The sequence below is a fragment of the Microbacterium sp. genome, from assembly GCF_039812165.1.
Classification (GTDB): Bacteria; Actinomycetota; Actinomycetes; order Actinomycetales; family Microbacteriaceae; genus Microbacterium.
This window is the reverse complement of the sequence record NZ_JBDIAB010000109.1, coordinates 1-9,991: the sequence shown is the minus strand read 5'-3', so window position 1 is coordinate 9,991 and position 9,991 is coordinate 1. Positions and strand designations below refer to the sequence as shown.

10 protein-coding genes and 1 pseudogene are annotated in these 9,991 nt (G+C 72.6%); 8 read left to right on the top strand and 3 right to left on the bottom strand.

What is annotated here, in order from left to right:
• A pseudogene (locus tag WML84_RS09545) lies at nt 1-782 on the top strand (hypothetical protein); the annotation flags it as partial.
• A gap of 4 nt (nt 783-786) precedes the next feature.
• On the opposite strand, the gene WML84_RS09540 reads toward WML84_RS09545, so the two are convergent.
• From WML84_RS09540 to WML84_RS09530, 3 genes are read right to left on the bottom strand one after another with little or no spacing between them, the layout of a single operon-like run.
• The gene (locus tag WML84_RS09540) at nt 787-1,182 is read right to left on the bottom strand and encodes a phage holin family protein (RefSeq protein WP_347345912.1); all 396 of its coding nucleotides are present in this window, start codon (nt 1,180-1,182) and stop codon (nt 787-789) included.
• 7 nt (nt 1,183-1,189) lie between these two features.
• Nucleotides 1,190-1,561, bottom strand: a complete 372-nt coding sequence (locus WML84_RS09535) for a type II toxin-antitoxin system death-on-curing family toxin (protein WP_347345911.1) — start codon at nt 1,559-1,561, stop codon at nt 1,190-1,192.
• Nucleotides 1,558-1,764 carry a ribbon-helix-helix protein, CopG family gene (locus WML84_RS09530; protein ID WP_347345910.1) on the bottom strand — a complete coding sequence of 69 codons (207 nt, stop codon included), beginning with the start codon at nt 1,762-1,764 and terminating at the stop codon, nt 1,558-1,560. Before WML84_RS09530 ends, WML84_RS09535 begins: the two co-directional genes overlap by 4 nt.
• A gap of 165 nt (nt 1,765-1,929) precedes the next feature.
• Between WML84_RS09530 and WML84_RS09525 the strand changes: the two genes are divergently transcribed.
• The 7 genes from WML84_RS09525 (at nt 1,930) to WML84_RS09495 (ending at nt 9,949) form a co-directional block, all read left to right on the top strand.
• Nucleotides 1,930-3,024 (top strand): histidinol-phosphate transaminase, encoded by a 1,095-nt coding sequence (locus WML84_RS09525; RefSeq protein ID WP_347345909.1) that lies wholly within the window; start codon nt 1,930-1,932, stop codon nt 3,022-3,024.
• A 10-nt stretch (nt 3,025-3,034) separates the two neighbouring features.
• Nucleotides 3,035-4,180, top strand: coding sequence for a thiamine pyrophosphate-dependent dehydrogenase E1 component subunit alpha (locus tag WML84_RS09520; protein WP_347345908.1), 1,146 nt, complete (start codon nt 3,035-3,037; stop codon nt 4,178-4,180).
• A complete protein-coding gene (locus tag WML84_RS09515) occupies nt 4,177-5,190 on the top strand; it encodes an alpha-ketoacid dehydrogenase subunit beta (RefSeq protein WP_347345907.1) in 1,014 nt (337 codons plus the stop codon). Before WML84_RS09520 ends, WML84_RS09515 begins: the two co-directional genes overlap by 4 nt.
• A 172-nt stretch (nt 5,191-5,362) precedes the next feature.
• A complete protein-coding gene (locus WML84_RS09510) occupies nt 5,363-6,754 on the top strand; it encodes a dihydrolipoamide acetyltransferase family protein (RefSeq protein ID WP_347345906.1) in 1,392 nt (463 codons plus the stop codon).
• A 482-nt stretch (nt 6,755-7,236) separates the two neighbouring features.
• Nucleotides 7,237-8,265, top strand: coding sequence for a zinc ABC transporter substrate-binding protein (locus WML84_RS09505; RefSeq protein ID WP_347345905.1), 1,029 nt, complete (start codon nt 7,237-7,239; stop codon nt 8,263-8,265).
• Nucleotides 8,262-9,086: a metal ABC transporter ATP-binding protein gene (locus WML84_RS09500; protein WP_347345904.1), complete on the top strand. Its 825-nt coding sequence runs from the start codon at nt 8,262-8,264 to the stop codon at nt 9,084-9,086. The genes WML84_RS09505 and WML84_RS09500 overlap by 4 nt, the downstream gene beginning before the upstream one ends.
• Nucleotides 9,083-9,949: a metal ABC transporter permease gene (locus tag WML84_RS09495; RefSeq protein ID WP_347345903.1), complete on the top strand. Its 867-nt coding sequence runs from the start codon at nt 9,083-9,085 to the stop codon at nt 9,947-9,949. The genes WML84_RS09500 and WML84_RS09495 overlap by 4 nt, the downstream gene beginning before the upstream one ends.
• Nucleotides 9,950-9,991: the final 42 nt, after the last annotated feature.

Here is a 9,991-nt window from a genome sequence, read left to right as displayed (position 1 = left end):
TCGTCCCGCGCCGCACCGCCGATGCCGAGGGCACGCCCGCGAGCGCACCGCGCGGGCTCGCGGCGGCCGTCGCGCGCGTGCCGAACGCGGGCGACGAGCGCGTGCGGGTCGAGCGGTACACGATGCCGGACGGGTCGCGGCAGTTCGCGGTCTACGTCGCCGGCACGCAGTCGGCGGCCCCGAGCGGCGTCGAGGCGTGGGATCTCGGCTCGAACCTGCAGCTGTACGGCGGCGAGCCGTCGGCCTCGTACCAGGCGACCGTGGAGGCGCTGCGGCAGGTCGGGGCCGGCCCGGACGACCCGGTGCACGCGTTCGGGTACTCGCAGGGCGGCATGATCGCCGCCCGTCTCGCGCTCGAGGACGAGTTCTCGGTGCGCACGCTCGTCACGTTCGGGTCGCCGGTGCACGCCGACGTGGGCCCGGGCACGGTGGGCGTCGCGCTGCGGCACGCCGACGACCCGGTGGCCGCGCTCGCCGCGGGCGGCTTCGCCGCGACGGTCGGCGCCCACGGCAGCTTCGTGGCGGAGCGCACCGCCGACCCGGTCGGGGGCGTGCGCGACCTGCTGCATCCGTTCGGCGCGCACGCCCTCGACGCCTACGCCGAGACCGCCGGGATGCTGGACGCCTCCGCGGATCCGCGCATGGATGCCGTGCGGGAGGTGTTCGCGGGGCTGGAGGCGGCGGCATCCGTCGAGACGACGGTCTTCGGCGCCGAGCGCGTCGCCGAGCCGCGACCCTCCGCGGCGAAGAACCTGGCCGCGACGATCGAGTCGGCGCGGTGAGCGGTCAGTCCTTGTCGCGCTGCGGGCGCAGGATGATGCCGAAGATCCAGTTGATCACCGAGATGATCAGGGCGCCGACGATGCCGAGCCAGAAGTCCTCGACGCGCAGGCCCCAGTTCCACCAGTGCGTGAGCCACGCGGTGAGCCACAGCAGGAACCCGTTGATCACGAGGGAGATCAGGCCCAGGGTCAGGATGTAGAGCGGGATCGCGACGATGCGGATCACCGTGCCGATGATCGTGTTCACGATGGCGAAGACCGCCGCGACCGCCAGCAGGGTGAGGACGAGCTGCAGCGTCTCGCCCGGCGCGAACGCGATGACCGAGATCTGCAGTGCCGGGATGAGCGTCACGACCCAGATCGCGAACGCGTTGATGACGACACGGATGAGGAAGCGCATGGTCTCTTCAGTCTCGCACGGGCGTGTGGGAGCGCAAGTGGGCGTCGACGGCGACGAGGTCGAGGCGGCCCTCGGCGACGCCGATGACGAGGGCGAACCCCTCGTCGGTCGTGAAGTCGTGTCTGCGGCCGTTGATCCAGAGGAACGCGACCAGGAGCGTCCACCCGCTGCGCTTGTTCCCGTCGACGAACGGGTGGTTGCGCACGACGCTCTCCAGCAGTGCGGCGGCCTTCAGCTCCAGGGTCTCGTACGCGTCGGCGCCGAAGAGGGTCGTCGCCGGACGGGCGAGAGCGGATGCCAGGAGCCCCGCGTCGCGCACAGGGAAGCCCATCCGCTTCGCGACGTGGAGCGCGTCCTCGAGCGAGAGGTGGTCCGTCATGCGTCTTCGAGGCGGCGGAGGAGGTCGGCGTCGTGCGAGAGCACGAAGTCGACCGCGTCGTCGACGAGCCCGCAGCGCGCGGCCCGCTCGACGACGTACTGGGCGCCTTGGAGCAGCAGGGCGTGCTTGGACGTGTGCGTGCGCGCCGCGAGCGCCTCGAGCTGTGCGTCGAGCTCGGCGGGGAGTCGAACCGTCATGGCCATACCAGAATGGTACCGCCGGCACCTCCGGTTGCGTACCTTTCGCGTGCGCCGGCCGTCGGCGGGGAGTCGGCCGGCCGGCGCCGCGCCGACCCGCGTGCCGAGCGCGGGCGGCTCGCACGGCGCGCGCCGCCGAGACGCGGGGAGTCCCGTCCGTAGACTCGGTCCGTGACCGATCTTCCCGTGCGCATCCGCCCCGAGATCGCCGCGCTGCCGCCGTACCGGCAGGGCAAGCAGGCCGGCGACGAGGCGTTCAAGCTGTCCAGCAACGAGAACCCGTTCGACCCTCTCCCGGGCGTGCTCGCCGCGGTGCAGGCCGCCGGATCGTTCAACCGCTATCCCGACGCCTCGGCCGCGCGCCTGCGCGACCGGCTCGCCGAGCGGCACGGCGTGAGCCCCGACGGCGTCCACGTCGCGGCCGGCTCGGTGTCGATCCTCTACCAGCTCACCCAGGCCGCGGCCGGCCCCGGAGACGAGGTCGTCTTCGCGTGGCGCTCGTTCGAGGCCTATCCCGGCCTCGCGGTCGTCGCGGGCGCGACGGCGGTGCCGGTGCCGCTCACCGCCGACGGGCGGCACGACCTGGTCGCGATGGCGGATGCCGTGACCGACCGCACGCGCGTCGTCATCGTCTGCACCCCGAACAACCCGACCGGCCCGACGGTGACGCAGGCCGAGTTCGACGCGTTCGTCGCCGCGGTGCCCGGCGACGTCCTGATCGTCCTCGACGAGGCGTACGCCGAGTTCGTGACGGATCCGGACGCCGTCCGCGGCGACGCGGTGCGGGCCGCCGGCCACGACAACGTCGTGATCCTGCGCACGTTCTCGAAGGCGTACGGCCTCGCGGGCCTCCGCGTCGGCTACGCGATCGGCCATCCGAGCATCCTCGACGCGGCGCGCACGACCGGCATCCCGCTGTCGGTCATCGCCGCCGCCGAGGCCGCCGCGCTCGCGAGCCTCGACGCCGAGGACGCGCTGCGCGAGCGCATCGACGCCATCGTCGAGCGGCGCGACCGCCTCGCCGCGGGCCTGCGCGCCGCCGGCTGGGACGTCCCGGATGCGCAGGGCAACTTCGTCTGGCTCTCCACCGGCGCCGAGACCCTCGACGTCGCGGCGGCGTTCGCCGAGGCCGGCCTCATCGTCCGCCCGTTCGCCGGAGACGGTGTGCGCATCTCGGTCGGCGAGGAGGAATCTGTAGACAGGGTGATAGCGATCGCGGCATCCGTTGTCGAGAGCCTCCCGCAGACCCATGCCGGCCGACGGTAGCGTGAACAAGATGACCCCGACTTCCGAGGCAGAGACGTCCGACACCGCGCTCGTGCGCGTGCTCGACGACGGCGGCGCGTTCGCGCCCACTCCGGCCGCCGAGCGCTACGTGCCGCTCATCGACGCGCTCGACGACGCCGAGCTCGAGACGCTCTACCGCGACATGGTGCTCGTGCGCGCGTTCGACCAGCAGGCCACGAACCTCCAGCGGCAGGGGCAGCTGGCGCTGTGGCCGCCGTCGCTCGGCCAGGAGGCCGCCCAGGTCGGCTCGGCGCGCGCCGCGCGGCCGCAGGACCACTTCTTCCCCTCGTACCGCGAACACGTCGTGTGCACGATCCGCGGCGTCGACCCCGTCGACATCATCCGGCTCATGCGCGGGCTCACGCACGGCGGCTGGAACCCGACCGACCCCGCCAACGGCAACGTGCACATCTACACGCTCGTGCTGGGCGCGCAGACGCTGCACGCGACAGGCCTCGCGATGGGCCTCGTCTTCGACGGGCGCTGCGGCACCGGCGACGTCGAGCGCGACGAGGCCGTCGTGGTCTACTACGGCGACGGCGCGTCGAGTCAGGGCGACGTGCACGAGGCCATGGTGTTCGCGAACAGCTACCGCACGCCCGAGGTCTTCTTCCTGCAGAACAACCACTGGGCCATCTCGGTGCCGGTGGCCACGCAGGCGCGCGCGCCGCTGTCGCGCCGCGGCGAGGGGTACGGCATGCCGTCGATCCGTCTCGACGGCAACGACGTGCTCGCGAGCTACGCGGTGACGCGGCTGGCCCTCGACGAGGCGCGCGGCGGAGACGGCCCGCGCGCGATCGAGGCGCTCACCTACCGCATGGGCGCCCACACGACGAGCGACGACCCCACGAAGTACCGCACGTCCGACGAGGAGGCGCGGTGGGCGCGCCGCGACCCCATCGCGCGCATGCGTGCGTACCTCGAGGGTCGGGGTGCGGCATCCGCGTTCTTCGACGGGGTGGATGCCGAGGCCCGCGCCTACGCGGACGACGTGCGCGTGCGCACGAACGCGCTGGGGGAGCTCGACGTCGAGACGATGTTCGCGCACGTCTACAGCGAGGACCATCCGCTCGTCGCGGAGCAGCGTCAGTGGCTGGCCGACTACGAGGCGTCGTTCGAGGGGGGTGCCGCATGAGCCCGCAGCGAGGCGCGACTGCGCCGGAGGCACCGGTCTCGACGATGCCGTTCAGCCGTGCGCTCAACGCGGGGCTGCGCGCCGCGCTCGCCGCCGACGACCACGTGCTGCTCATGGGCGAGGACATCGGGCGCCTCGGCGGCGTGTTCCGGGTCACCGAGGGGCTGCAGGCCGAGTTCGGCGACCGGCGCGTGCTCGACACGCCCCTGGCCGAGTCGGGCATCGTCGGCACCGCGATCGGCCTCACGATGGCGGGCTTCCGGCCGGTGTGCGAGATCCAGTTCGACGGGTTCGTGTTCCCCGCGTTCGACCAGATCACGACGCAGCTGGCGAAGCTGACGAATCGGCACGAGGGTGCGATCAGCGTGCCGGTGGTCATCCGCATCCCGTACGGCGGCCACATCGGCGCCGTCGAGCACCACCAGGAGAGCCCGGAGGCGTACTTCACGCACACGCCCGGACTGCGCGTGGTGAGCCCGTCCACCCCCAACGACGCGTACTGGATGATCCAGGACGCGATCGCGTCGCGCGACCCGGTGATCTTCCTCGAGCCGAAGGCGAAGTACTGGATGAAGGGCGAGGTCGACACGTCGGCGCGCGCCCTGCCGCTGCACGCGTCGCGGCTCGTGCGGCGCGGCACCGACGTGACGCTCGTCGGCCACGGGGCGATGGTCACGACGCTGCTGCAGGCCGCGGCGCTCGCCGAGAGCGAGGGCACGTCGTGCGAGGTCGTCGACCTCCGCTCGCTGTCGCCGGTGGACTACGGGCCGATCCTCGACTCGGTGCGCCGCACCGGCCGCATGGTCTACGCGCAGGAGGCGCCCGGCTTCACGTCGCTCGGCTCCGAGATCGCGGCGACCGTCATGGAGCGCGCCTTCTTCGCGCTCGAGGCGCCGGTCCTGCGGGTCTCGGGCTTCGACGTGCCGTTCCCGCCCGCCAAGCTCGAGGGCACCTACCTGCCCGACGCCGACCGCATCCTCGAGGCCGTCGACCGCACCCTCGCCTACTGACCCGTCCGCCGCCCCTTCCACCATCGCCCGCCGACCCCGCCCCGCCCATGACCCCACTCCCCACCGCGAGACTCCACTGGTGCGTCGAGACTGCGCGCCCGGTCTGCAGTCTCGACGCACGGATGGAGTCTCGCGGTCGGGGGCGGCCGGCGAGAGGACCGAGAGGACCGAAATGAGCACCCAGACCTTCCACCTCCCCGACGTCGGCGAGGGACTGACCGAGGCCGAGATCGTCCAATGGCGCGTCGCCCCCGGCGACGACGTCGCGGTCAACGACGTGCTCGTCGAGATCGAGACCGCCAAGTCGCTCGTCGAGCTGCCGTCGCCGTTCGCCGGCACGGTCGGCGACCTGCTCGCCGCCGAGGGCGACACGGTCGAGGTCGGCACGCCGATCATCACGATCGCGGGCGCCGCGTCGGCGCCGGATGCCTCGTCCGGCCTCTCCGCGCACGGCGAGAAGCCCGCCGAGCCCGAGGACGGCGGCTCGGTGCTCGTCGGCTACGGCACCGGCGGCGGGGTGACCTCGCGGCGCCGCAAGCCCGCGGAGCGCCCGGTGAAGGCATCCGTCGGCGTCGTCGCGAAGCCCCCGATCCGCAAGCTGGCGCGCGACCTCGGCGTGGACCTCGCTGCGGTGACCCCCACCGGGCCCGCCGGCGAGGTGACCCGTGAGGACGTCGTGAGCCACGCCTCGCAGGCGAGCGTGTTCCGCAACATCCAGACGCCCGAGTGGGGCGACGTGCGCGAGGAGACCATCCCCGTGGCGCCCGAGGTCGCGGCCTCGGCGGTGGCCCCGGTCGTCGCCGACGGCGCGTCGCGGCTCGCCGCCGGGGCGGCCCTGCCCGCGCCCGCACCCGACGCCGCCGGCCGCGAGGAGACCATCCCGGTCAAGGGCGTGCGCAAGGCGACGGCATCCGCCATGGTCGGGTCGGCGTACAGCGCCCCGCACGTGTCGGTGTGGACCGACGTCGACGCGAGCCGCACGATGGAGCTCGTCAAGCGGCTGAAGGCGTCGCCCGACTTCGCCGACATCAAGGTGTCGCCGCTGCTGATCATGGCGCGCGCCGTGATCTGGGCCGCCCGCCGCACGCCGATGGTGAACGCGGCGTGGGCGGAGACCGAGTCGGGAGCCGAGATCCGCGTGCGCCGGTACGTCAACCTCGGCATCGCGGCGGCGACGCCGCGCGGCCTCCTGGTGCCCAACATCAAGGACGCGCACACGCTCAACATGCGGGAGCTCGCCAAGGCGCTCGAGCGGCTGACGCTCACGGCGCGCGAGGGCAAGACGACGCCCGCCGACCAGCAGGGCGGCACGATCACGATCACGAACATCGGCGTGTTCGGGATGGATGCCGGCACGCCGATCATCAACCCGGGCGAGGCGGGGATCGTCGCGATGGGCACGATCCGGCAGAAGCCGTGGGTGGTCGACGGCGAGGTGCGGCCGCGCTGGGTCACGACGGTGTCGGGGTCGTTCGATCACCGCGTGATCGACGGCGACGGCATGAGCCGCTTCATCCGCGACGTCGCCGCCGTGCTCGAGGAGCCCGCGCTGCTCCTGGACTGATCGGGCTCGTCGGCCTGCCCGGCGGCCGCCTCCGCCCCGGGGGTTGTCGCCCCCGTGCGGTTCGTGTCCTCTCCGGTTCGTGTCCTCTCCGGTTGGTGTCTCGTGCGGTTGGCGTCACCTTCCTGCGATGGCGCCAGAAACCTGCGCTGGCTGCGGTGTCGTCCTGTGCGGTTGGTGTCACCTTCCTGTAATGGCGCCAGGAATCTGCGCTGGTGGCGGTGTCGCCCTGTGCGGTTGGTGTCACCTTTCTGCGGTGGCGTCAGAAACCCGCGCTGGCTGCGGCGGCATCGGAGCGGTTGGTGTCACCTTTCTGCGAGGGCGCCAGAATCCTGCGCTGGCGGCGACCTTCGCCAGCGTCGGCGCCACTTCGCTGCGATGGCGCCACATATTTGTAGGGGCCTAAGCAGGAAACTGGCGCCAAAGTCCGAAATGGGTCCGGCTCTCAGTTTGAGAACGATTATCACTAGACGTACGCTGGTGGCATGACCCGCAAGCCTTTCGCGGCCCTCGCGCTCGCCGCCGCCACAGTCCTCGCCCTCGCCGGCTGCTCCTCGTCCGCCGCTCCGTCCGCCACGGCGACCGGCGACGGCAAGGTGCAGGTCGTGGCATCCACCAACGTCTACGGCGACCTCGCGAGCACGGTCGGCGGCGACCTGGTCGACATCACCTCGATCATCACGTCGATCTCGCAGGACCCGCACTCGTACGAGGCGTCGGCCCGCGACCAGCTCACGATCTCGCGCGCCGACCTCGTCATCGAGAACGGCGGCGGCTACGACGCGTTCATCGACGGCCTGCTGGAGTCGAGCGGGTCGGATGCCGTCGTCCTCACCGCCGCCGAGTTCTCGCACGACTGGCCCGGGAACGGCGGTCACGACCACGCCGAGGACGACCACGCCGAGGACGACCACGCGACCGACGAGGCTCATGCGACCGAGGACGCCCACGCCGACGGCGACGCCCACGACGGCCACGACCACATCGAGGGGTTCAACGAGCACGTCTGGTACGACCCGCACACCATGGCCCACCTCGTCGAGGAGATCGCGCACGAGCTGGGCGAGCTCGACGCCGCGAACGCGCAGACCTACGAGGACAACGCCGCCGCGCTCGTCGCCGAGATCGAGGGCCTCGAGGCGACCCTCGCCGACCTCAAGGCCGCGCACGAGGGCGACCGCATCTTCGTGACCGAGCCCGTGCCGCTGTACCTCACCGCCGCCGCCGGCCTCGTCAACGCGACGCCCGAGGCGTTCAGCGAGGCCGTCGAGGAGGGGCAGGACGTCCCGCCGGCGACGCTGCTCGGGGCCACCGGCATCCTCACCGCCGGCGACATCCGCACCGTGATCGTCAACGCCCAGACCGGCGGCGCCGAGACCACCGAGGTCGTCGAGATCGCCGGCGAGCAGGGCATCCCGGTGCTCGAGTTCACCGAGCTCCTGCCCGACGGCGACACCTACGTGACCTGGATGCAGCAGAACATCGACGATCTCGCGGGTACGCTGACCCGGTGAGTCCGCTCGAGATCCGGGATGCCGCCATCCGCCGCGACGGCCGTGAACTGTGGAGCGGGCTCGATCTCGACGTGGCGCCCGGCGAGCTCATCGCGGTCCTCGGGCCCAGCGGCTCGGGCAAGACGACCCTCCTGCAGGCCATCCTCGGGCTCGAGCCGCTCAGCGCCGGCAGCATCCGGGCGCTCGGCGAGCCGGTGCGCCGGCGCGGCAACCGTCGCATCGGATACTTGCCGCAGTCGCGCCCGCTCGCGCGCGACACTGCGATGCGCGGCCGCGACCTCGTCGCGCTCGGGGTCGACGGTCACCGCTTCGGGCTGCCGTTCCCGCGCCGCGGCGATCGCGCGCGCATCGACGCGCTGCTGACCGCGGTCGGGGCCGACGGCTACGCCGACCGGCCCGTCGGCGTGCTCTCCGGCGGCGAGCAGCAGCGGCTGCGCGTCGGGCAGGCGCTCGCCGACGACCCGCGGCTGCTGCTGGCCGACGAGCCGCTCACGAGCCTCGACCTCGCCAACCAGCAGGCCGTCGTGCGGCTCATCGACGAGCACCGCCGCACGGGCGCGGCCGTGCTGCTGGTCACCCACGACGTCAACCCGATCCTCGACAAGGTCGACCGCATCCTGTACCTCGCGAACGGACGCTTCACGCTCGGCGCTCCCCGCGACGTGCTCACCTCCGAGGTGCTCAGCGACCTCTACGGCGCGCCGGTCTTCGTGCTGCGCGCCGGCGGACGCCTGGTCGTCGTGGGCGCTCCGGATGCCGAGGAGTCGCACCATCACCACGACCACGACCCGCACCCGCACTCGCACGGGGCGGCGTCGTGAGCTGGCCCGACGTCACCGACGCCCTGTTCGGCGGGCTCGCCGACTACGGGGCGATCCTCGCGCTCGTGTCGAACTCGGTGTGGGCGGGCGCGATCCTCGGCCTCGTCGGCGGCCTGATCGGCGTCTTCGTGATGCAGCGCGACATGGCCTTCGCGGTGCACGGCATCAGCGAGCTGTCGTTCGCCGGGGCCGCGGCGGCGCTCCTGATCGGCGCCGACGTCGTGACCGGCTCGATCGTGGGCTCGCTCATCGCCGCCGCGCTGATCGGGTGGCTCGGCGCCCGTGCCCGCGACCGCAACTCGATCATCGGCGTGCTCATGCCGTTCGGCCTGGGTCTCGGCATCCTGTTCCTGTCGCTCTACAGCGGACGCAGCGCGAACCGGTTCAGCCTGCTGACCGGCCAGATCGTGTCGGTGCAGTCCGACCAGCTCGGGTGGCTCATCGCGATCTGCACGGTCGTGCTGCTCGCCCTCCTCGTGGTGTGGCGGCCGCTGCGGTTCGACTCGCTCGACCCGCAGTCCGCGGCGGCGCGGGGCGTCCCCACCGTGGGCGTCTCGCTCGCGTTCATGCTGCTCCTCGGCCTCGTCGTCGCCGTCGCGGTGCACATCATCGGGGCGCTGCTCGTCATGGCGCTCCTGGTCACCCCGGCGGCCGCGGCCATGCGGGTCGCCTCGGGACCGGTGGCCGTGCCGGTGCTCGCGGCGCTGTTCGGCGTCGTGGCCGCGGTCGGCGGCATCCTGCTCGCCGTCATGGGGACGCTGCCGGTCAGCCCGTACATCACCACGATCTCGTTCGCGATCTACCTCGTCTGCCGCGCGGTCGGGTCGCGCCAGGGGCGGGTCGAGCGCGCGTCCGCGCGCTGACGCGGCTGCGCGCGCAGATGTGGTTACGCGCGCTGGTGCGGT

Coding starts and splice junctions, on each gene's coding strand:
- WML84_RS09540 (WP_347345912.1), bottom strand. CDS start 1,182: ATGCGCTTCCTCATCCGTGTCGTCATCAACGCGTTCGCGATCTGGGTC.
- WML84_RS09520 (WP_347345908.1), top strand. CDS start 3,035: ATGACCCCGACTTCCGAGGCAGAGACGTCCGACACCGCGCTCGTGCGC.
- WML84_RS09515 (WP_347345907.1), top strand. CDS start 4,177: ATGAGCCCGCAGCGAGGCGCGACTGCGCCGGAGGCACCGGTCTCGACG.
- WML84_RS09505 (WP_347345905.1), top strand. CDS start 7,237: ATGACCCGCAAGCCTTTCGCGGCCCTCGCGCTCGCCGCCGCCACAGTC.
- WML84_RS09535 (WP_347345911.1), bottom strand. CDS start 1,561: ATGACGGACCACCTCTCGCTCGAGGACGCGCTCCACGTCGCGAAGCGG.
- WML84_RS09510 (WP_347345906.1), top strand. CDS start 5,363: ATGAGCACCCAGACCTTCCACCTCCCCGACGTCGGCGAGGGACTGACC.
- WML84_RS09530 (WP_347345910.1), bottom strand. CDS start 1,764: ATGGCCATGACGGTTCGACTCCCCGCCGAGCTCGACGCACAGCTCGAG.